The 20,410-nt window shown below is 56.6% G+C and carries 19 protein-coding genes and 1 tRNA gene; 8 read left to right on the forward strand and 12 right to left on the reverse strand.

Features of this window, described 5'->3' with window-relative positions; genetic code table 11:
• Positions 1-54 precede the first annotated feature (54 nt).
• From WA411_RS12060 to WA411_RS12070, 3 genes are all read right to left on the reverse strand, one after another.
• The gene (locus WA411_RS12060; protein ID WP_291907415.1) at positions 55-279 is read right to left on the reverse strand and encodes an NYN domain-containing protein; all 225 of its coding nucleotides are present in this window, start codon (positions 277-279) and stop codon (positions 55-57) included.
• Positions 280-295: 16 nt separating this feature from the next.
• A complete protein-coding gene (locus tag WA411_RS12065; RefSeq protein ID WP_291907418.1) occupies positions 296-2,104 on the reverse strand; it encodes a hypothetical protein in 1,809 nt (602 codons plus the stop codon).
• Positions 2,105-2,737: 633 nt separating this feature from the next.
• Positions 2,738-2,828: transfer RNA gene (locus tag WA411_RS12070), tRNA-Ser, on the reverse strand.
• 205 nt (positions 2,829-3,033) lie between these two features.
• Between WA411_RS12070 and WA411_RS12075 the strand changes: the two genes are divergently transcribed.
• Positions 3,034-3,564 (forward strand): isochorismatase family protein, encoded by a 531-nt coding sequence (locus WA411_RS12075; RefSeq protein ID WP_069185030.1) that lies wholly within the window; start codon positions 3,034-3,036, stop codon positions 3,562-3,564.
• Positions 3,565-3,630: 66 nt separating this feature from the next.
• The gene (locus tag WA411_RS12080) at positions 3,631-4,290 is read left to right on the forward strand and encodes a cupin domain-containing protein (RefSeq protein WP_291907426.1); all 660 of its coding nucleotides are present in this window, start codon (positions 3,631-3,633) and stop codon (positions 4,288-4,290) included.
• A gap of 28 nt (positions 4,291-4,318) precedes the next feature.
• Here WA411_RS12080 and WA411_RS12085 read toward each other — a convergent pair whose 3' ends face one another.
• From WA411_RS12085 to WA411_RS12110, 6 genes are all read right to left on the reverse strand, one after another.
• Positions 4,319-4,684 carry a DUF7352 domain-containing protein gene (locus WA411_RS12085; RefSeq protein ID WP_291907429.1) on the reverse strand — a complete coding sequence of 122 codons (366 nt, stop codon included), beginning with the start codon at positions 4,682-4,684 and terminating at the stop codon, positions 4,319-4,321.
• 110 nt (positions 4,685-4,794) lie between these two features.
• On the reverse strand, positions 4,795-5,694 hold the full coding sequence (locus WA411_RS12090) for a LysR family transcriptional regulator (protein WP_069185027.1): 900 nt from the start codon (positions 5,692-5,694) through the stop codon (positions 4,795-4,797).
• An 18-nt stretch (positions 5,695-5,712) separates the two neighbouring features.
• The gene (locus WA411_RS12095) at positions 5,713-6,330 is read right to left on the reverse strand and encodes a flavin reductase family protein (protein WP_291907434.1); all 618 of its coding nucleotides are present in this window, start codon (positions 6,328-6,330) and stop codon (positions 5,713-5,715) included.
• On the reverse strand, positions 6,330-7,526 hold the full coding sequence (locus WA411_RS12100; protein WP_291907437.1) for an MFS transporter: 1,197 nt from the start codon (positions 7,524-7,526) through the stop codon (positions 6,330-6,332). Before WA411_RS12100 ends, WA411_RS12095 begins: the two co-directional genes overlap by 1 nt.
• Positions 7,527-7,529: 3 nt before the next feature.
• Positions 7,530-8,357 carry a CheR family methyltransferase gene (locus WA411_RS12105; protein ID WP_069185024.1) on the reverse strand — a complete coding sequence of 276 codons (828 nt, stop codon included), beginning with the start codon at positions 8,355-8,357 and terminating at the stop codon, positions 7,530-7,532.
• Between the two features lie 37 nt (positions 8,358-8,394).
• Positions 8,395-9,324: a chemotaxis protein CheV gene (locus WA411_RS12110; RefSeq protein ID WP_222464376.1), complete on the reverse strand. Its 930-nt coding sequence runs from the start codon at positions 9,322-9,324 to the stop codon at positions 8,395-8,397.
• A gap of 188 nt (positions 9,325-9,512) precedes the next feature.
• On the opposite strand from WA411_RS12110, the gene flgA reads away from it, so the two are divergent.
• From flgA to WA411_RS12125, 3 genes are all read left to right on the forward strand, one after another.
• Positions 9,513-10,214 (forward strand): flagellar basal body P-ring formation chaperone FlgA, encoded by a 702-nt coding sequence (gene flgA / locus WA411_RS12115; RefSeq protein ID WP_291907445.1) that lies wholly within the window; start codon positions 9,513-9,515, stop codon positions 10,212-10,214.
• Positions 10,215-10,390: 176 nt separating this feature from the next.
• Positions 10,391-10,717 carry a flagellar biosynthesis anti-sigma factor FlgM gene (flgM, locus tag WA411_RS12120; RefSeq protein ID WP_069185021.1) on the forward strand — a complete coding sequence of 109 codons (327 nt, stop codon included), beginning with the start codon at positions 10,391-10,393 and terminating at the stop codon, positions 10,715-10,717.
• A gap of 7 nt (positions 10,718-10,724) precedes the next feature.
• Positions 10,725-11,195: a flagella synthesis protein FlgN gene (locus WA411_RS12125; protein WP_209397802.1), complete on the forward strand. Its 471-nt coding sequence runs from the start codon at positions 10,725-10,727 to the stop codon at positions 11,193-11,195.
• A gap of 30 nt (positions 11,196-11,225) precedes the next feature.
• Here WA411_RS12125 and WA411_RS12130 read toward each other — a convergent pair whose 3' ends face one another.
• On the reverse strand, positions 11,226-11,975 hold the full coding sequence (locus WA411_RS12130) for a pilus assembly protein PilB (RefSeq protein WP_291907453.1): 750 nt from the start codon (positions 11,973-11,975) through the stop codon (positions 11,226-11,228).
• A gap of 263 nt (positions 11,976-12,238) precedes the next feature.
• Between WA411_RS12130 and WA411_RS12135 the strand changes: the two genes are divergently transcribed.
• The 3 genes from WA411_RS12135 to WA411_RS12145 all read left to right on the forward strand — a co-directional run bounded on the left by WA411_RS12135 (position 12,239) and on the right by WA411_RS12145 (position 15,408).
• Positions 12,239-12,814: a peptidylprolyl isomerase gene (locus tag WA411_RS12135; protein ID WP_418766811.1), complete on the forward strand. Its 576-nt coding sequence runs from the start codon at positions 12,239-12,241 to the stop codon at positions 12,812-12,814.
• Positions 12,815-12,818: 4 nt separating this feature from the next.
• Positions 12,819-14,702 carry a bifunctional tRNA (5-methylaminomethyl-2-thiouridine)(34)-methyltransferase MnmD/FAD-dependent 5-carboxymethylaminomethyl-2-thiouridine(34) oxidoreductase MnmC gene (gene mnmC / locus WA411_RS12140; protein WP_291907455.1) on the forward strand — a complete coding sequence of 628 codons (1,884 nt, stop codon included), beginning with the start codon at positions 12,819-12,821 and terminating at the stop codon, positions 14,700-14,702.
• 73 nt (positions 14,703-14,775) lie between these two features.
• Positions 14,776-15,408, forward strand: a complete 633-nt coding sequence (locus WA411_RS12145; protein ID WP_064228111.1) for a CBS domain-containing protein — start codon at positions 14,776-14,778, stop codon at positions 15,406-15,408.
• 13 nt (positions 15,409-15,421) lie between these two features.
• On the opposite strand, the gene WA411_RS12150 is transcribed toward WA411_RS12145, so the two are convergent.
• Positions 15,422-18,172: a hypothetical protein gene (locus tag WA411_RS12150; RefSeq protein ID WP_291907463.1), complete on the reverse strand. Its 2,751-nt coding sequence runs from the start codon at positions 18,170-18,172 to the stop codon at positions 15,422-15,424.
• A gap of 143 nt (positions 18,173-18,315) precedes the next feature.
• Positions 18,316-20,352 (reverse strand): NAD-dependent DNA ligase LigA, encoded by a 2,037-nt coding sequence (gene ligA, locus WA411_RS12155; protein WP_291907466.1) that lies wholly within the window; start codon positions 20,350-20,352, stop codon positions 18,316-18,318.
• Positions 20,353-20,410 lie beyond the last annotated feature (58 nt).

Below are 20,410 nucleotides of genomic sequence, written 5' to 3' on the forward strand. Positions count from 1 at the left end.
AAAGTTACAAGCTAGACTATGAAAGGTGGGTCAATTTTATTGGCCAAAGGTGGGTCAAAATAAATGGCCATTGACACCATAGTTGAACTGGTGCACGGGGCGGGCACCAGTCTCATGTAGAATTTCTTTCCAGCCCGCCCTGTGAGGCTGAGTCCAATCGGCGTAAACCCTCTGTATAGCTACGTCACCATTTTTCTCTACTTCCCGGACGACCCCTTTAAAGTCCTTAGGGCTAATGTTTTCGCCGTCAACAAGTACTGCAAAAGTTTTACTTTTCATTGTCGTCGTCCTTGCATCAGTGGTCTGCTTCAAAACAAAGGCGGAAGCCTATTTTTATGTGTTTGGCTTTTCCGGTGCTACTGGCTGGAACAAGATCTCGATTCAATGAATCTGATCCATAGATAGAAACTAGAGATTTCGAACGGACGGCTGCTGCCATTTTTCCGTTCGGGTTTTCATATAGCCACTCTGCGAAGTTGTCCGAATTCACAAAATGTAGCCCTTGTTGATTGCTAACGAGCTCGGGTTGATTTCTAAACCTACACTGTAGATTCTGGAAAGATGTCTCATTCATATAGGGAGGGTGCGCACCGTAATTCCGGCCGGATGATTCGTCAAAAAACTCCAAAAGCTCGTTGGACCTTGAGTCAGGTGCACCCGCTAAGCCCCTTGGCACTCGTCCAGAAGTTGGACTGCGAAGTTCTAAATACTCAGCGATTTTCAGCAGTCTTACAGGAAGCTGATAGACGTCTTCAAAGTACTTTGCGTAAGCACAAGCATCAAACCATGTCACGGTTGCCGGGGCTTCGAGTTGGTCCACATTCATACTGACAAGCCTGTCCATCTTGAATGCATTTTCCAGGCGTTCCCGCGCGCTGAAATAGTCGGACCTCTGGTTTGAAAACTTAGCGAGCTCTGAAATGGGAACGAGATTGGAGACGTAAAGACGTTTGCCGTCGAGCTGGACGATATTAAAGGCCAGAGGGCAGTCTTTTTTTACTTCTGATCGTGCTGAGGGCGGATGATAAAGTTTGCGCTTTAAGAGGGAGGCTCGAAGTATTTCAAGTTCGCCCGGATAGTCAGCTAGCGAGCCGCCACCGGCATAATAATCTTGCTCAGCGAGATGCTCGGCCTGCTCACGCCATCCGCTGAATTCGAAATAGTACCAGCGCAGGAAATGATAAGCTTCATTCATCTGTGCGGGAACATCTGATCTCTTTAGAAACGGGTCGTAAATCTGATGCTCGAAGGCCGCTGAGCGTAGGCCTGGAACGACAAAATCGTACTTTCCATCTGCTCCTTTAAGAAACACCAAGCGATCATTAAATGGAATGACTTCGACCCAGCCTCGTTCGCTACTTTCTATTTCTTCGCGAAAAAGGTCCGCCAGTTTAACTGTTCCTTGGTATTCCTCCGCGAAGCAATCAGGATCATAACTTTGAGGACAATACAGCTTTGGTAAAGAGCTGTTATCCGAGGCTGGCTCTACTAGAAAGTCTCCTAGCAGATTAAAGCTCGGATAAATGCACTCAAAATAGAAACCACTGACTACCATATCCCTGGTTCGCCTAGAGGAGTCGCCAAAATTAGAGTCGGGACCTTGCTTTGCCTTCCCTATTAACTCATAAAATCTGGTAGAGCCAATTGACGGGATCCCGCCGAATTGGCGATACATAGTCCTATTGAACGTCCATTTTCCATCATCATAATGAGCGTGATAGTCAAAGTTATGACCGGTAAATAGCTTTTTGGGAAGAGGCGACCCCGATTGAAATAGCCGCCCGCAAACCTGCTCGACTGTTAGTTTAAGCGGGACCATTGCGTCGGCGGGCTTTCCGGCTGGATGCAACAGATCAGCCCTGAAATGCAGGCCGTTATGCTCCATGAAAGGCTTTATGGAATCAGAGTAAATTTCGCGATATTCCGAAAACCCGCCTTTAAAGCCGAGCTCTTTGACTACGAGGTTGAGCAACGAATTGTGTTTGATTTTTTCGCGATCTCTCAAACAGTTCTTTGCTGAATTCTTGAGTTCTTCAGGGGAAAGTCCGCGCAGCGGCAGAATATGAAACTTCTTAGTGGGTAAATAACGAACGACGTTAGACATTTCTCATTCTCATTGTGATGCTCCCAGCATTGTTGAAAGCTGGAGTGCCTGAGCAAAATAGAAACGAGAACAAGTGAATCTGAGGAGCAAGAGAATGTTGCTTTTCAGAGGAGGGCTTTTGTTTGATGAGACACTAACACCAACCGCAGGGAACCCTATACCTTTCGAAGGATACTATCGGCGTTGATTGTGCTGGTCAACCCTTTGACGCTTCAGCGGAAGATAATCATAGTGGACTTCCCCCGATACGCGTGACACACCCTAGCCTCAAAAGGAGGACTTCGGAATCGGATCTGAATGTTCGCTTTGCGACCTTAGCAAACATTCACGGTCCGCGGGTATCCACCCTATCATGAGCACATTCTGGCTCAAGAAACTGATCAACCGGTACCGGTACTAAACGCTATCAGCGAGAGAATGAAAGGCTGATTTTCTGAGTGAAAATTAGCGCTTTGGTATGGCAAAAAGGGAGGGATTATTCGGGCCTTTGGCCCTCACCCCTTCGGGGCCGTCGTCGCTTTGCTCCGACGTTCCTCAGCCTGCTTTGCAGGCTTCGGTCGAACCCGCGAGGGTTCTTTCTACCCTGCCGATCAGCCAATAAAAAACCCCAGCATTTCTGCTGGGGTTTTGTATTGGCGGAGAGGGAGGGATTCGAACCCTCGAAACGCTATTAACGTTTACACACTTTCCAGGCGTGCGCCTTCAGCCACTCGGCCACCTCTCCAATAAACTGTTTCAAATCAGCGACGTCGTCGCTCATTTGAGGGCGCAAACTTTAATGGTTTTATGGGCGGTTGGCAACTCCCTGGCGGAAAATCGTCGAAAAAATTACTGCCTGGGCGGTTTTGTGTTTACCGGTTGAACAGATTCAGGGCTATCGTTAACACAATGCCGACAGGAATCATCAAAGCAATCGGGAGATAATAAAAATGCTGATGAAAGCCGAGCAATCGACACTGGTGCTCATCGATGTTCAGGAGAAGCTGATGCCCGCCATCAGCCACGGTGATGAAGTGGTGGACCGGTGCATCGTTCTGGCCACCATTGCCGGGCTTATGGAGGTTCCTGTGTTGGGAACCGAGCAATTGCCTGACAAGCTTGGGCATAACGTTGAAGCCATTCGGGAACTGTGTAACACGACTCTGGCCAAGCACCATTTTGATGCCTGCCCGGATGGTCTCGTTGATCAGCTACCCGAGGGCCGACAGCACATTGTCATAGGCGGTTGCGAGACCCATGTCTGTATGATGCAGACCGCTCTGAGCCTGATTGATGCGGGTTACAAGGTCTGGGTGGTGGCGGATGCGACCGGGTCCCGTAACGAGTTTGATCGCGATGTTGCGCTGGACCGCCTCAGCGAGAGCGGCGCCAGGATCGTAACGCTTGAAATGGTGGCGTTCGAATGGATGCGCCATTGCAAGCATCCGCAGTTCCGGAACATCCAGGCCCTGATCAAATAGAGGCATCCACTGTGCGGCCGCATTCGTAGACAATCGCTTCAGTCACAGGTGGTTTCGAGGTTCACAATGCTCAATATGGACTTTTCCAGGAAGGTTGTCGTTCGCACCACCGAGGAGGATTGGGTTCCCAGCCCCGCCGGAGGTGTTCTGAGAAAGCCCCTGGCCCGTGAGGAGGCCGAACGTGGGCATGCCACCAGCGTCGTCCGATACGAGCCCGGAGCCTCCTTCAAGCGACACGAGCACCCCCTGGGCGAGGAGATCCTGGTGCTGGAAGGCGTCTTTTCCGACGAGACCGGGGACTATCCGGCCGGCACCTATTTGCGCAATCCGCCCGGCAGCGGACACGCCCCGTTCAGCAAGGAAGGTTGCACCCTCTTGGTCAAACTTCATCAGTTCAATGAGCGTGACCAATCGACGGTGCGCATCGACACCCGCAATACTCCGTGGCTCCCGGGTATCGGAGGGCTAGAGGTAATGCCTCTACACGAGTTCGAGCACGAGCACGTCGCCCTGGTGAAGTGGCCGGCCAAGGAGATCTTTCAGCCCCATCGACACTTCGGCGGTGAGGAAATTTTTGTGCTGTCCGGAGAATTCTGTGACGAGCATGGGCGCTACCCCGCCGGCACCTGGATTCGCAGCCCGCATATGAGTCAGCACCACCCGTTCGTGGATGAGGAAACGATTATCTGGGTAAAAACCGGTCATCTACCGATCGAAGCGCATTAAAAAAGGGCCCCGGAGGGCCCTGAAGAGGCTAAGAGATCGCTGTGCGTTGCCAGTTGTGCCTGCTGAATGCGTCGTTGCTTGCGCCCTCTGACATCGGGCTGAAGAGTGCCTCTTCGTCCGCAGGGACCGCAAACACGTGATACGCCTCAGGGCCAAATGGATCCAGAGCGGTGTCGACATACTCGAAACTGTCTGGCACGGGTTCACCCGAGAAAGCGACACGGAACTGGCGATCCAGGGTCGGTGTGGTCACGCTCAGGGGCTGCTCTACCCAAAGGTAAACGGCCTTGTGGGGCACGATGTATTCGCTGCGCACCACCCTGTAACCCTCTTTGAGCGTGAGCGTGGTCGGCTCCTTGCCCGGTTCCAGACGGAATTTGTGGATGGTTTTCATAGCTGCTGCTCCTCTTCGGGTTGCTGCCTTTCACAACTCCATCATGGACAGGAACAGGAATCGATAAAATAAGCTTTTGTGAGCTTTTAACTTCGACATTTTCGATGTACTTAGGCTTCTCTGCTGTCAGCATGCGCCTCAACGATCGCCCTAACACCTTCGTGGGCAGTTTTTCGGCCCCGGGTGATGGCAAACAACTCATCCATTACCTCATCGATTGAGGCAATCTGCTCTACCTCATACTGACGACACACCTCCTCACGGATTGATGTTGGTGCGGCAAAAACGCCATAGCCCTGGCTGCCAAAAACTTTGATCAGGGCGCTATCGTCGACACGGGCAACGAGTTTCATGCGGACCCCGTTCAGGGAGAACCAGTTCATCAACCGCTCGAAGTAAGGGGCGTCGGTGGCGTTGGCCAGCAGCGGCTGCCCATTGAGGGATTCCGGAAACCCTTTCCTCAGCTTTTTCGCGAGCTTCGGTGCGGCATAGAGACTCATGCTGGACCCCGAAAGGGGATGCACTGTGAGGTTGCCATCTTCTTGCAGTTTCGGCATGCGGTCAGTCAGCACAAGGTCCAGCTCCTTGCGTTTCAGGCTCAGCACCAGGTCCTCGGTCCGGCCCGTCTGGCATTCAAGCTGAACGGAGCGCTCACCTGCCATGGCCGGTTGCAGCAGGTAATAGGCAATCAATTTGTGAATGGAAGCCGATACGCCGGCGCGCAGGGTCAAGGGACGCTCGGAAGGATCAAGCCGGAGGGTCTCAGCAAGCTCGCCAGTCAGGGCGAAAATATCATCGGCGTAGCCGAGAATCAGCCGGCCAAGGTCCGTGAGAATAAGCTTGCGTCTCTCCCGGGAAAACAGGCGACCACCCACCGACGCCTCAAACGTCGCCAACTGACCGCTGAGCGTCTGCGGAGCCAGCTCCAGGACCTCGCTGGCGCGCGCGATCGACCCTTCCCTACTGATTACCCAGAAATAATACAGGTGGCGAAGATTCAACTGTTCCATGGATCTGCCCTGTCAGCGTCAGGAGGGCCGCGGAATTTTGAGAATCTCACCGAAGGTGACATATTCGCTCCCACCCAGGCGGCCAATGGGATCAATCGCAGCGCCGTCGAAGGTCAGACGGTTCTTGTCATCGTAACGGGCCGCAGCATCCGATACCCAGACCCGGGTAACCTTCCCGAATACCAGCGACTGCGGCGCTGCACCAATTTCCTTGATGTCATAAAGCTCGCAGGCAAAGGCGACGTGACAGTCCTTGAGCCGGGGCAAGCCTGTACCCTCGAAATCCACCAGCTCCAGATCAAGATTTTTGAGCTCCGATTCGCCATGGGGCAGCGTTCGTGAGGATTCCGTAACTGCCTCTGCGAGATCCCGATGGGCGATGTGAACCACAAAATGCGTTCTTGCCTCAATGTTGACCCGGGTGTCCTTGGAAACACCCTCCGCCGGCTTTTTACCAACCGAAATCATCAGCAGGGGTGGATTGCTGGTAATAGGCGTGAAAAAAGAGAACGGCGCCAGATTGAAGTCGCCGTCCGGATTTTCACTCAGCACCCAGGCCACCGGTCGGGGGATAACCGTCTGGGTCAGGATGTGGTAGGCGTCCTTCGGATCCATACCCTCGAAATCTATCAGCATTATTCTCTCCCTTTGACGGCGGCTTCGGGCGCTCGTTCGCGCAACAGCCACAGAGTCATCAACAATCCGTGAATTATGAGGAATGGCACTGCAACCATAACCAGGCCGCCCCACCCCAGCCAGCTCAGAATAGCGCCGGCAGACAGCGCAGCGGTGGCCTGGGAGCCAAAGACCATCATGTCGTTCAGACCCTGAACCCGGAAACGTTCGGCATCCCGGTACCCCCGGGGCAGCAGCGTTGTGCCGCCAACAAAAAGAAAATTCCAACCGACACCCAGTAACAGAAGGGCTGAAAGATAATGATGAAAACTAACGCCACTGGCCGCCAGGCCGATGCAGCCCAAATACGCCAGCAATCCCGCAGCCATCATCAGCGGTATGCCCACGACACGGGTCAGCCAGCCGCTGATCAGCGAGGGTAAATACATGGCCATGATATGAAGCTGGATCACGCGCTTGGCGTCATCCAGATCATGCCCGGCCATCTCGGTCATACTCAGCGGCGTTGCTGTCATTATGAAACTCATCACCGCATAGCCAATGGCGGCCGCACTGATGGCAGCCCAGACCAGTGGGTTGCCGAGAATTTCCCGCAGGGGGCGCCCGCCGCCGGGTTTTGATTCCTGAACACGCTCGGCGCCGGCCCGGTAGCCAGCGCCAAGAATCAACAGGGCTGCGGCCTGAACCACGGCGAGCCCAACCCAACTGATCAGAAATGGATACTGCTCGGCTGCGCCGCTTCCCAGCCCTGCCACTTCCGGCCCGAGCCAGGCCGCAACCAGACCACCCAGCAGCACACGGGCGGCGGCAGAGCCGGCCATACCCGGTGCCACGGATTCCATGGCGGCAAACCGGTATTGGTGAACAACCGCAAGGCCGGTACCACCGACCACAGCCGCCAGACACAGCAGTGAAAAAAGACCAGACCAGGAGGCCAACGCTCCGAGAAGACCGGCGACGATGCCCATGACCGCACCGAGCAGCATCACGCGCTTGCGCCCCATGCGTTCCATCAACCAGGTTGCCGGTTTGATGGCCAGTACAGTACCGACCACCACCAGACCGACGGGCAGCGTTGCATATTCAGGCGCCGGAGCCAGCAATCGTCCCTGGATGCTGCCGATAAACACAATAAAAGGCGCGGTGCACATGGCGAGCGCCTGGGCAGCAACCAGGACCCAGACATTAAGGGGCATGGGCTACTTTTTCCTGTAGATGATTCCGGGATGGCACTGCACCATCTCGTAGAGGTGAGGCAAACCGTTCAGCGATTCGGAGGCACCCAGAACAAGGTAGCCGCCGGGATTCAGGGTGGCGTGCATCCGGGTAAGGATGTCCTTCTTGAGATCTGCGGAAAAATAGATCAAAACATTCCGGCACATCACGATGTCGAACTTGCCGAGCATGTAGCGCTCAAGCAGGTTCAATTCCTTGAACTCCACCATACTCCGGATTTGCGGCTTGATTTGCCAGCCGCCGTTCAGGGACGGGGTGAAGAACTGCTTTTGTCGCTCCGGTGACAGGCCCCGGCCAATGGCGATCATCTCGTATTCACCCTTGCGGGCGACTTCCAGAACGCTTTTGGAGATATCCGTGGCCGTGATTTTCACGTCGCGAAGCTTCCCGGGCCTCGCACGCCGGAATTCTTCCACGATCATGGCGATGGAGTAGGGTTCCTGACCTGTTGAGCAGGCCGCCGACCAGATACGAAGGGGTTGGGCGGTTTTGCGCTCAGCGAACTCGGGAAGCAGTTTTTCCTGGAGAATCCGGAAAGGGTGATTGTCGCGGAACCACAGGGTTTCATTGGTGGTCATCGCATCGATGACCACCTCCTTCAGGCCGCCCCGCCCGGGACGCTTGAGGCGATCAAGGAGTTCACCCAGGGTATTCAGACTGTTCTCTTCGAGAATCCTGCGCAGCCTGCTTTTTACCAGGTACTGTTTGTTCTCGCCGAGTAAAATCCCACAGGCATCCTGCAGGAACGATTTGAAGGCTTCATATTCCTGTGGCGTTATTTCCGCTTTCATTGGATCTCTGTTCTGAGTGAATCTTCGAGCGGCGCCATCAACCCTGGTCGATGATCTCCATTACCCGCTCCGCCAGCTCGTCCGGACTGAACTTTGCCATAAAGTCGTCGGCCCCGACCTTCTTCACCATCGCCTGATTGAACACACCACTGAGGGAGGTGTGGAGCATGACAAACATGTCTGCAAGGGCCGGGTCACCTTTCACCTTGGTGACCAGGGTATAACCATCCATTTCCGGCATCTCGACATCGGAGATAATCAAAGAGAAATGATCCCGCGCCTTTGAACCGTCAGAAGTCACCTCCTTCAGGTATTCGAACGCCTGCTTGCCGTCGTTCTTTGTGATGACTTCCATCCCGATGGCCGTCAGGCAGCGCTCGATCTGCCGGCGGGCCACTGAGGAGTCGTCCACGACCAGCACCGGGAGATGCCCCGGGACGCGCTCGGCACTCTTGCTCAGAACCGCCTCGGTGACATCCTCACCAAGCGGAGAAACTTCTGCAAGAATCTTCTCTACATCAATGATTTCGACCAGCTTATCATCAATTTTGGTAACAGCGGTAAGGTACACATCGCGCCCTGCTCCCTTGGGCGGAGGCAGAATGTCTTCCCAGTTCATGTTCATGATCCGGTCGACGCCGGTGACCAGGAAACCCTGTGTCTTGCGATTGTACTCGGTAATGATGACAAAGCTGGTAGCCAGCTCTTCCTGGGGAATGCCGGGCAAGCCAATGGCCATGCTCAGGTCAATGATGGGGATGGTCTCACCGCGGCTGTGAGCGACGCCACGAACAACAGGCCGACTGTTGGGCAGTGACGACAGTTTCGGACACTGCAGTACTTCTTTCACCTTGAAGACGTTGATCCCATAGATCTGCCTCCCCCTTAAGCGGAAAAGAAGGAGCTCCAGGCGATTCTGCCCTACCAACTGGGTTCGCTGGTTAACACTGTCCAATACCCCTGCCATTTCGATTCTCCTGGCCTGCCGGAATTACAACGGCATATATCTTGCTGGTCACTGAATAATAGCGTGATTGACGGAAAGCCGTCATATCAGCGGCGGATTAGCCCGTTTAACGGCCACTGCCATCGAATCCTTAGCCTGATTCGGGCTTTTCTGCCTTGTTGTTGACAGCATAGGACAAACTGCTACGTATGCGCACCACCAAATTCGCTCTGATACTGCTAATGTCTTGCTTGAGCGCCCCGCTGCTGGCTGACACAACCGCTGAACAGATTCGCCAGGCGACACTGGAATTTCTTGACGGCTTTGCCAGAGAACAGGCCGCAGAAGGCTACACCGTATCCTTTGAACCGGGCTCCATCGACGACCGACTTGCACTCGCGGAATGCGAGAAGCCCTTGAGTGTCGAATTCAGTGGAGATCCCTGGAAAAGCACCAGCCCTTCGATGCAGGTGGCCTGCGAAGGATCAAGGCCCTGGCGGATGTTTGTGACGGCTCCCGTTTCCATCCACGGGCCGGCCCTTGTGGCGGCAAGACCGCTGACACGGGGAGAACGGGTAACCGAAGGCCTCCTCGCCAAGCAGTCCGTTGAAATCAATGCCTCCCGGCGCGGCGTCATTACCGACGCGAAACAGGCCATTGGCATGGAAGTGCGCCGGTCGGTCAACGCAGGCTCGCTGATCACGCCGGATATGCTCTCTGCGCCAAATGCCGTGGAACGGGGCGACCATGTTATCATCACCGCCAAAACGGGCGGATTCTCAGTGCGTTCGCGCGGGAAGGCCCTTGCCAGCGCAGGGGTTGGCGAACAGGTTCTGGTTGAGAATCTGCGATCCTCCCGCACGATCAAGGCCAGCGTTGTTGCGCCAGGTCATGTCGAAATCCCGATGTAAGCCCGCCTCGGCATGAGCTTGCCGGTGCGGCAAATCCCTGCCGGAAACCCGGTAGAAAAAAAGAGACGAAAAAACTACTGAAAATTACTAAAGGTTTTCGCGGCCCCGCCGTTAAGAAGACATAAACTCGAGTAAGCGCTGCATTCACGTGGCGCGACAGGCAAGCAGGTACAGATATGTCAGTTGACTTAAATGGAATTGGCCCCGGCCAGGTCAACACCCAGAGAACCACGGCCGACAAGAGCGCCGGCACCCAGAATACCCAGCCGGCGACCAACGAACAGGCGAAAACCCAGGCCCAGGGTGCCCGGGGCGAGAACGTCAGCCTGAGCAATCAGGCCAAGAATCTCAAACAGCTTGAACAGAAGCTTGGCGATTATCCGGAAATGGATGACGACCGCATCGAACAGATCCGCTCCGCCCTGGAGAACGGAACCTACAAGATTGACGCCGAGAAACTGGCCCAGAAAATGCTTGAGATGGATGAAAGCATTTTCGGGTGAGTAAACCATGGCCGCAATCGATGATCTGAAGACCCTTCTTTCCCAGGATGTCAGTCAGCTGGAGACGCTGGCTGATATTCTCGAAAAAGAAAAGACATGCCTTGCCAGTTCTGACCTCCGCCAGCTGGAAACTCTGACCAAAGAGAAAAACGAGCTTCTGGGTGCCGTTCGCGAACGCGCCAAACAGAAAATCCGGACATTGGTCCAGATGGGATACCGCCCGGAAAGCGGCGAGCCTTCCCGCTTTATCCGCAGCGCCGGTTTTTCTGAGCTGTTCCAGCTCTGGCAGGAAGCGGACCAGAAACTCCGGGCCTGTCAGACGCTGAACCAGACCAACGGTCGGGTGATCAGCCATCTGCAAAAACGCCTGTCACGGCTCACCGACATATTCCGTGGCGCCACCGGTCAGCAAAAGCTGTACGGTGCCCAGGGGCAGCAGACCACAGTTTCCAGCAGCACAGTGCTTGCCAGCGCCTGAGCAGGGCCCTGGCAAGCAACGCTTTTTACTTCATCGGGTATAGATTGTCATCTGGGAGTCCGGATGGAAACGGATGTCGTGGATACTCACGTTACCCATTGAGGTACCCTGGCTACCGCTGACCCGGATATTGTCCATGCGGATTTCCTCGATGCGCTCGGGGAATGCAAGCATCAAGGCGCCATCATCCCTAATCCGATAGCGAGGCTCACCGTCGCGGTAGTGGACACCGGAAATTGTCAGGTCCGAGTCGAGAAAGTTGAGGACCGGTACAAAAATATTGGCGGTAAGTTTCAGCCCCTCGATGACATCTGGGGATCCGTCTGCGCCCTGTTCGCCGTCACCCGCCGGATTCTCAACCATATCGCGTACAATACCGATACGCTCCAGCAGGTTCGGGTCTCCCTGACCTGAGACGGCCGCCAGCTCGGTCTCGCTCAGTGGAGCGAGGTTACCGCGCTCATACAATTCACCAGCCTCCAGCGATGCCTGGGACGCTTCGGCCGAATTGCTCGCCGCAAAGGTGACCAGGGGCTGGAATGGCAGCGTTACCGCTGTGACGAGCGCCGCAGCGTTGCGATACCGGGACTGGTGCTTTAGGACCCGGTGAAGTTCTTTTTCGCTGATCCAGCCAGCCTGGATGAACACCTCACCCAGGCGCTGTCCGGTTTCGCGCTGGAGCTTCAGGCCCTCATCCAGTTGTTTCTCGGACAGGTAGCCGCGATTAACAAGCAGCCGCCCGAGGCGTGACTTTTCTTCAAATCCCTGACGGATTCTCACCCAGTGTCTCCTCTTGAACAGTGAAAACCGTACAACCCGGCCCGGCCAATGTGATCCATGATTTCCGATACCCGGAATGTTAGACGATCACAGCGCAATGTGCGTGGATACAGTCACCGTTTTACCATCCCCTTCTGGTAAGATCTGGCACCTGATAACAGAATTCGCTGAATTGTCGCAGCTAAAACGCCTGCGCATAACAAAGAGAGCGGTTGCAAATGACAAACTTGGTAAAACCCCTGAAAACTGTGACACCCGTACTGATGATGGCTCTCGCCTTGCTGGTGCCGGCCTCCTGGGCAATGGCCCAGAGCAATGAGCAGCCCGCCAACGAGCCACTACCAATGGTTCGCATGGTGACCAGCGAGGGCGTAATCGAGCTCCAGCTGCGACCGGATGTCGCCCCGGATACGGTTGCCAATTTCCTGCAGTACGCCCGGGAAGGTTTCTTCGACGGCACCATTTTTCACCGCGTTATCCCCGGATTCATGATCCAGGGCGGCGGGTTTACCGAGGAGCTGTCCCGGAAATCGACCCGCGCCCCGATCCGCAATGAAGCCACAAAAACCCTGCCGAACCTTCGTGGAACCATTGCCATGGCGCGAACCAGTGCGCCCGATTCTGCAACGTCACAGTTCTTTATCAATCTTACGGACAACGGGTTTCTGAATGCCGGCGTCCGCGGCCCGGGCTATGCGGTTTTTGGCAAGGTCACCCAGGGCATGGGTGTTGTCGATGCCATCGCCCGCAAACAGACCACCCGGAAACAGGGCATGGCCGACGTGCCGGTGGAACCTGTGACCATCGAAACCGTCACCGTGGTTGAATCCGAAGGCTGACACCGTGAACCGGCCATTGCAGCCCCCTGCGATCGAGCCAGCTGAACTGGTCTGGCACGACGGGGTCCCGGAATCAAAGCGGTTTGGCGATGTTTACTTCAGCCGGGACAACGGCCTGGAGGAAACCCGCCACGTTTTTCTGCAGCATAACCAGTTGCCGGAGCGCTTCTCGCAGATTCCCCGGGGCGGGAGCTTTGCTATTGCCGAAAGCGGTTTCGGAACCGGCCTGAACTTTCTGGCAGCCTGGCAGGCCTGGCGCCACCATGCGCCAACCCATGCTGCTACCCTGCATTTTGTCTCGGTGGAACGTTTCCCACTCACTCGGGAAGACCTGACCCGCTCCCTCGCCTTGTGGCCCGAGTTAAAGGTGCTCGCTGACGAACTGCTTCTGCATTACCCACCTCTGGTGCGAGGGGTTCACCGACTGGTTCTCGACGGAGGGCGGGTTCGACTGACGTTGTTTTTCGGCGACATCAATGACGCCTGGGAAGCCCTGGATTTTAAAGCCGACGCCTGGTTTCTGGACGGCTTTGCTCCGGCCCGCAATCCGGACATGTGGCTGGAGAACACCATCCGCCTGGTTCGCGCGCATAGCAAGCCGGGCACAACGCTGGCTACCTTCACTTCCGTCGGTCGGATCCGTCGGGCTTTCCTCGAAGCCGGATTCCACATGGAGAAAACCTCCGGATACGGCCGCAAGCGGGAAATGCTGAAGGGAGTGCTTGAGGCGTCGGCCCGGGCTGAACCCGAACAACACGGGACCATCGCCATCATTGGAGCGGGCATTGCAGGCTGTACGCTGGCACGAAACCTTGCAGAGCGGGGTTTGCCCGTCACACTCGTTGATTCCCATGGGCCGGGAAATGGCGCGTCCGGAAACGCCCAGGGCGCACTTTACGTAAAACTGGGAGTTGAGTTCAACGACCAGACCGAACTGGCCCTCACGGCCCTGACCTTTGCCCAGCGCTTTTACAACAACTGGCGCAACCAGTACTGGCATCCGACTGGGCTGCTGCAATTGGCCCACAGCCCCCAGGAAGAGGCCCGACAGGCGAAATTTCTCGATCGCAACGAATACCCCGGGGATATTCTATGGCCGGTGAACCGGGCTCAGGCCAGCGAACTTGCCGGCGTTCCGACGCAAACAGGCGGTCTCTGGTTTCCCGGCAGTGGCTGGCTGGAGCCGGGAAACCTCTGCAAAACACTGACTGACCACCCGCTGATATCGACCGCCTTCGGTACTACCGTTAGCGGGCTCCGGCCCTGCAACGGGCAATGGCACATATTCATGGAAGACGGATCGCCCATCGTGGCCGACCGGGTGGCCATCTGCTCAGGTCATCTCAGCCCGGAACTCATTCCGACAGAGGGACGCTTTCGCCTGAAAGCAATACGGGGCCAGGTTTCACACCTTCCGGCACCAGCCATTATCAGCCCCAAGGCCGTTATCTGTGGTAACCGGTACCTGAATCCGACGCTCGGTGAGATCGCCGTGACTGGAGCCACCTTTGATCTTCGCGACAACAACCCGTTGCCGACGATCGAAAGCCATAACGAAAACTTGCAGGAACTCGGCTCAATGCTGCCGTCCCTGTTTTCTTCCACAAGCGAAAAACCCGGTGGCGCGGATCTGGACGGCCGGGTCGCCTTTCGATGCACCACCCACGATTACCAGCCCGTCGCCGGCCCGGTATACGATGGCGAAAGCGCTTCTCTGGATGGTCTCTTTCTCTTCACCGGCCTCGGCAGCAAAGGCCTGACCTACGCTCCGCTGCTGGCCGAGTATCTGGCGGACCAACTGACCGGGCAGCCTGCCTGCCTCCCGGCGAACCTGGTCAGACGGCTGGAAACACGGCGTCTGTACCAGACTGATATGGCGGTTTCGTAATAAACTACCTCTGAAGTTTCCGGTCAGACTGCCGTTAACCGTGGAAAGAGTGGCATAGTCACGGAGAGAGCCCATGTCCATTTATGTCAGCGAACCCGGCCGACCGGTCGGCACCCGGCTACCGGAGACATTCCGGGCAAGGCCCGTGGGCGATGTCACGGAGCTGGCAGAAACCAAGGCGATCAATCCCGGCAGGAGCGAGGCAACAGACGCAGAGTTTCAGCAGGCGGCTAATGCCGGTCGGTACAAGGCTTTGGAAGAATATGGGGCAGCGGCAGCCGGCGAGCGTCGCGAAGACCGCGCTTACCTGCCCGTATCCCGTATTTCATCACCGGCACTTTACTCGGTGCAGGCTTCAGCAACCATTTCCGAAGCGCTGTCAGTGATGGATGAGCATCAGGTTCATCACCTGGTGATCATGGCGGAAAACAACGTGGCTGGCCTTGTTGATCTGCGCTGGCTCCTTGGTTGGCTGCACGAACACGACGCCAATGCCATGACCCAGAGCCTGGTTCACATTGAGCTTCCCGCCTTTCTGACGGCCTCTCCCGAAACCGATGCCCACCAACTCGCCAGGCTGATGCTGGCCCATCAGCTCAATGCCGCACTGGTGGTAGACGCCAGTGGCGCAGCCGCGGGCATCGTAACCAGTACAGACTACCTCAAGCTATACGCCAGCTCTGGGCGACACGAGGGGACAGTTTAGCGCCCCCGGCCAGCTAGTTCAGTGGCGTCAACAGCTGACCCTCGGGGCTGAACAGGAGCACGTACCAGTCACTGCCGGTTCTGCTGAGCGCGACGATCTCATCCTCCCGGTAATTCGTCAGAGCGAGGATTTCCGAGTTGTCCACGGCAAGCTGATAGCGCCAGTCGTTTCTGAACCCGGTGTCTTCACCCTCAGTCTCCGCTTCCGGAACCAGCGATACCCGGGCAACGATGCCCTGCTCCATACCCGACACAACGCCTTCACTGGCAAAATCTCCGTCCGTGGACCCTGCAACAACCAAGTCACCATCGAAACCGGTCAGGCCCTGAAGTGTTTCAGTAGCCTGGTCGTTCTCATCATTCAGGGAAAAGGCACGACTCACGAGGCCTGAGGAGGAGTAACCCAGAAGGAACCCTGCCGTACTGGAAAGCAGCTCCCGCTCCAATTCAGGGTCCTCTTCCTCCTGCTCCAGCACAGAGTACGCTCCGTCACTGGCACCTATCAGCCAGAGCGTGCTGCCCTGGAACAGGCCATTGGAGACCGGTTCATCCCCGGCAGTACCCACCTGTTTGACACTGAGCTCGCTGGTTGCACTGGACGCGGTGTAGAAGAAAGCATCAATGCCTCCTATTACCGGAACGCCTTCCACAGAGCCCGCCGCGGAACCAAATAACCCGGGGCTGATAGACTCGATACTGCCGCCTGCGACGCTGTCATCGGCAGCCGACCCCACCTGGCGGGTCCAGGCCACCGCGGGCTGCTGGGTATTGCCGTCAAGCTCCGTATCAATACGCTGCAAAAAGCTGTCCGTACCGCCCGCTGCCTGCTGCTGATCAAAAACACCATCGGTTTCACCTGCCAACACCACATAGCCGGTGTCCCGGTTTATTCCGGCCCAGCGCACCTGATCGTCGGCATCCGTCCCGGTCCGGGTCTTCCAGGTTGGAACGTATTCGCCACCGTTGGAGGCGGAATCAAACCAATACAGGGAGGTTACAACATCCTTGCCACCGAGTGCGGTGGTGCCCGCGACCGGTTGATCGGTGCTGTACGCGACGACAAATTCAAATCGGTCTACTCTGGTGCCACCCTCGGTCACCTTACGCTGTACCACGTTAATGACCGGTTTTGGCGAAATCAGGCTGTCACCGGCAGAGGAAATGGCCAACTGCTGTAACTGGGCACCGCGCTGGTCGAAAATCCGCACCAGTACCCTATTGTTATCCTGAGTGTCGAAGCCCGCGACAAACAGCCTGCCGTCGTGCCCCATGGCAAGGTCCGTGGCAACAAAGCCATTACCGCCGTTCAGCGCGAGGGGCGTTGTCAGCTCGTTGAGGCTGATACGGAGCAGGTTGTCAGATGCAGCCCGGGCGTAGTCCTCGCGGCCAGCCTGAAAGCTCTCATTGATACCAAGCAATATGAATCGGTCACTGAAGGCCGGATTGGCGTAGCTGCCCGCGGGCACCCGGATCCGGAATGGCACTTCGTCGGTTCCCTCGGGGAAAACCAGCTCGTCGTTCTCAACCCAGTTACCGCCTTCCAACCGCTCGATAACGAACTCGGAATCAAGCCTGGCCGTAGAGTCTTCGGTATGGCTGAGTTTGGCAAAAATATCCCGGTCTCTGTCGCCGGAAAGCTTGGCAACATACTCGCGCACATCACCCACGTTCAGGGTATCCCTGCCCCCACCTTTTACCGTTTCGAGGGACAGGACGGGCTCGTTATCCTGAATCGAAAGATTGGTGACGACGCCACCGTTACCGCTTCCGAGGCCCGCCAGACCGGAGCGCACTTCGGTGAGAGCGAGCCTGAGGGATTCAACCGGCTCAGCAAAACTGTCCTCGACCACTTCCAGCGGCAGATAACACTCGGTAATACCTGGCTCAAGGGTGATGACACCCCGGGTATAGAAGCCCTGGTCATCGAGCTCATAGTCGATGTAGTCGAGTTCATTCTCACCGATTTCGTCCAGCGAAACCGGACTGTTACTGCCCAATCCAACGATGTCCTTGCCCAGAATGGCATCACCAGCGTTGGAGGCACTGTAATCGCAATTCTGGTGTGGAGGCGAGAATCCGACGTCGCAGCTGGAGGCGTCATAATCGGACAGCAGCTCAAAGGCGACCGCAACCCGGGTAACCGACGGTTGATCGAGGATTACCTTGACGAAAACGCGGCGCGTCGGAAGTGTCAGATCTTTGGTGCCGGAGACCGAGCCGTCGTCGTTGTAGAGATTAATGGTAAAACTGTGCTCACCGCCGGTCTCCAGATCCGGCAAGGCGCATTGTTCGCGATTGCTTGCCGGAATCTCCGGGCTTTCGCCCTCCGTGAACGGCTCGGCATCCAGGGACATCACGTTGTATTTAACATCGATATCAAACGGTTGGGCGCCCGCCATGCGGCCATCGGTTGTTACCAGGTTGATATCTTCAGTTTTGCCCAGGTCTGCCTCTCCCCTGCTACCACCTGTAAGCCCAGGAACGCCACGCATTATGATGCCCTGCCGGGCTTTGTTACTGGTGTCTTCGAGCGCCAGCCAGGACGGCGCGTTGGTCAGGGAATAGTCAAGGATGTCCTCGCCACCGTAAGCCCCGAAGTTGTAGGAGTACTCAACGCCGAGATAGGCAAACACCGGGGGCACGCCGAGAATTGTGGGCTGATCGGGATCTTTTTCCGTCTTGCAGCCAGAGAGCCCGAGCGAAAGCAGGGCCAGAAAGACAAGTTGGCGAACGGGATGAATGCGGGAGTATAAATCGGCGCCCATGGAAAAATCCGTTTCAATCGTTGTTATTGTGGTAGCGACCGCCGGGTGAAGCAGAAACACCGGGCGGTTTACACACCGTTACAGAACAACGCCATGGTAGCCAATTTGTTACGCAGGGGATCTGCGCGAGTTCTCAGATTCGGTTAGCCCGCATCCACGCCATGTTCCTGCAGCAGAGCAACCAGGCCCGCCTCATCCAGGACAGGAACCTCCAACTGTTCGGCCTTCGCCAGCTTGGAACCCGCGGCCTCGCCCGCTACCACGCAGGCGGTCTTTTTGGAGACGCTTCCGGCCACCTTGGCTCCCAGAGACTCCAGCTTTTCTTTGGCTTCGTCACGAGTCATTCCGGAGAGCGTGCCCGTCAGCACCCAGGTCTGGCCTTTCAGGGGCTTATCCCCTTTCTGGATCTGCTCTTCCTGCCATTCCACGCCGGCGTCCCGCAGCGCATCCAGGGTTTCCCGGTTATGGGTCTGTTCGAAGAAGCTGCGGATATGACCAGCGACAATCGGCCCGACATCGGGAACTGACTGCAGGCTTTCTTCATCGGCGGCGGCAATGGCCTCGAGAGTCCCGAAGTGCGAAGCCAGGCCCTTGGCGGTGGCCTCCCCCACCTCGCGAATCCCAAGCGCGTATAGAAAACGCCATAGAACGGGTTTTCTGGCTTTATCGATGGCAGCGACCAGGTTGGCGGCCGACTTCTCCCCCATCCGCTCAAGTTTGACCAGATCATCGGTGGTCAGGTGATAAAGGTCGGCCACGGTTTTTACCATGCCCTGATCAACCATGATGTCGATCCATTTGTCACCCAGCCCTTCAATGTCCAGGGCTTTCCGGGAAGCATAGTGACGGATGGCTTCCTTGCGCTGAGCCGGACAGAACAGGCCGCCAGAGCATCGGGCTACCGCTTCCCCTTCAATCTGGATAACGTCGGAATCGCAGACCGGGCAATGGGCAGGCAATTTCACTTCCCTGGCGCCCGACGGACGCTTTTCGGGAACCACCTTGACCACCTGGGGTATCACATCACCGGCGCGACGGATAAACACGGTATCGCCGATGCGAACATCGAGCCGGCGGATTTCGTCCATGTTGTGGAGAGTGGCGTTGCTGACGGTCACGCCACCGACAAACACAGGCTTGAGACGGGCCACCGGGGTAACGGCACCCGTTCGCCCCACCTGGAACTCCACATCCTCAATAACGGTGAGCTCTTCCTGCGCCGGGAACTTGTGGGCAATCGCCCAGCGCGGCGCCCTCGAGACATAACCCAGGGCATTTTGCTGGTCAAGGCGGTTCACCTTGAACACTATGCCGTCAATTTCATATGGCAGCGTGTCCCGCTTGGCCATTAGCTCGCTGTAGGCCTCAAGGCACTCCTCCACGCCTTTCGCCTTGCGCATCTCGGGATTGATCCGGAAACCCCAACTCTGAACGCGCTGGAGGCCATCCCACTGGGTATCGGGCAACAGGCTCTCGTCCGTCACGGCAACACTGTAGGCGCACATTTCCAGCGGACGCTTCGCCGTGACCGTGGACTTTTTCTGCCTGAGACTGCCAGCCGCCGCGTTCCGGGGGTTTACGAAGGTTTTCTCCCCGCGCTCGGCCAGTCGACGATTCAGTTGCTCGAAACCGTCCTTGGGCATGTAAACTTCGCCACGGATCTCTACAAGATCCGGCACATCTTCGCCCCGCAGCTTCAATGGCACCGAAGGAATCGTTCGGATATTGGCGGTGATGTCCTCTCCGGAGTAACCATCACCCCGGGTGGCGGCAGTGGTGAGGGCGCCATTCTCGTAGTGCAGACTGACCGCCAGCCCATCGAGTTTGGGTTCGCACACGTATTCCACATCTTCGCTGATGCCCAGCCGGTCCCTCACCCTCCGATCGAATTCCCGCAGTTCATCCTCATTGAAGGCGTTGTCGAGCGACAGCATAGGCAGCCGGTGAACCACCTCCTCAAAACTGGTTTCCGCGGCACTGCCAACCCGCCGGGTGGGCGAGGTATCTGAGGCCAGCTCCGGATAATCGGCTTCCAGGGTCTGCAGCTCACGGAACAGCCTGTCGTATTCCGCATCGGGAATACGGGGATCGTCCAGCACGTAATACCGGTAGTTGTGATCATCAATAACCGAACGGAGTTCTTCTACACGCTGGGTAATATCGGGCGTGGCTTTGCTCATGGACTGGCACTCTCGTTTCTCAAAAAAATGCCCGGAGCGAACCGGGCATCGGGCCATC

Origin of the sequence: Marinobacter sp. CH_CUG1437-1 (assembly GCF_037029655.1) — a bacterium.
In the GTDB taxonomy this organism is placed as follows: Bacteria; Pseudomonadota; Gammaproteobacteria; order Pseudomonadales; family Oleiphilaceae; genus Marinobacter; species Marinobacter salsuginis.

Excerpts from the sequence above, each read along its gene's own strand:
- WA411_RS12060 (WP_291907415.1), bottom strand. The coding sequence starts at position 279 with ATGAAAAGTAAAACTTTTGCAGTACTTGTTGACGGCGAAAACATTAGC.
- WA411_RS12065 (WP_291907418.1), bottom strand. The coding sequence starts at position 2,104 with ATGTCTAACGTCGTTCGTTATTTACCCACTAAGAAGTTTCATATTCTG.
- WA411_RS12075 (WP_069185030.1), top strand. The coding sequence starts at position 3,034 with ATGCTGATGAAAGCCGAGCAATCGACACTGGTGCTCATCGATGTTCAG.
- WA411_RS12080 (WP_291907426.1), top strand. The coding sequence starts at position 3,631 with ATGCTCAATATGGACTTTTCCAGGAAGGTTGTCGTTCGCACCACCGAG.
- WA411_RS12085 (WP_291907429.1), bottom strand. The coding sequence starts at position 4,684 with ATGAAAACCATCCACAAATTCCGTCTGGAACCGGGCAAGGAGCCGACC.
- WA411_RS12090 (WP_069185027.1), bottom strand. The coding sequence starts at position 5,694 with ATGGAACAGTTGAATCTTCGCCACCTGTATTATTTCTGGGTAATCAGT.
- WA411_RS12095 (WP_291907434.1), bottom strand. The coding sequence starts at position 6,330 with ATGCTGATAGATTTCGAGGGTATGGATCCGAAGGACGCCTACCACATC.
- WA411_RS12100 (WP_291907437.1), bottom strand. The coding sequence starts at position 7,526 with ATGCCCCTTAATGTCTGGGTCCTGGTTGCTGCCCAGGCGCTCGCCATG.
- WA411_RS12105 (WP_069185024.1), bottom strand. The coding sequence starts at position 8,357 with ATGAAAGCGGAAATAACGCCACAGGAATATGAAGCCTTCAAATCGTTC.
- WA411_RS12110 (WP_222464376.1), bottom strand. The coding sequence starts at position 9,324 with ATGGCAGGGGTATTGGACAGTGTTAACCAGCGAACCCAGTTGGTAGGG.
- flgA (WP_291907445.1), top strand. The coding sequence starts at position 9,513 with ATGCGCACCACCAAATTCGCTCTGATACTGCTAATGTCTTGCTTGAGC.
- flgM (WP_069185021.1), top strand. The coding sequence starts at position 10,391 with ATGTCAGTTGACTTAAATGGAATTGGCCCCGGCCAGGTCAACACCCAG.
- WA411_RS12125 (WP_209397802.1), top strand. The coding sequence starts at position 10,725 with ATGGCCGCAATCGATGATCTGAAGACCCTTCTTTCCCAGGATGTCAGT.
- WA411_RS12135 (WP_418766811.1), top strand. The coding sequence starts at position 12,239 with ATGATGGCTCTCGCCTTGCTGGTGCCGGCCTCCTGGGCAATGGCCCAG.
- WA411_RS12145 (WP_064228111.1), top strand. The coding sequence starts at position 14,776 with ATGTCCATTTATGTCAGCGAACCCGGCCGACCGGTCGGCACCCGGCTA.
- WA411_RS12150 (WP_291907463.1), bottom strand. The coding sequence starts at position 18,172 with ATGGGCGCCGATTTATACTCCCGCATTCATCCCGTTCGCCAACTTGTC.
- ligA (WP_291907466.1), bottom strand. The coding sequence starts at position 20,352 with ATGAGCAAAGCCACGCCCGATATTACCCAGCGTGTAGAAGAACTCCGT.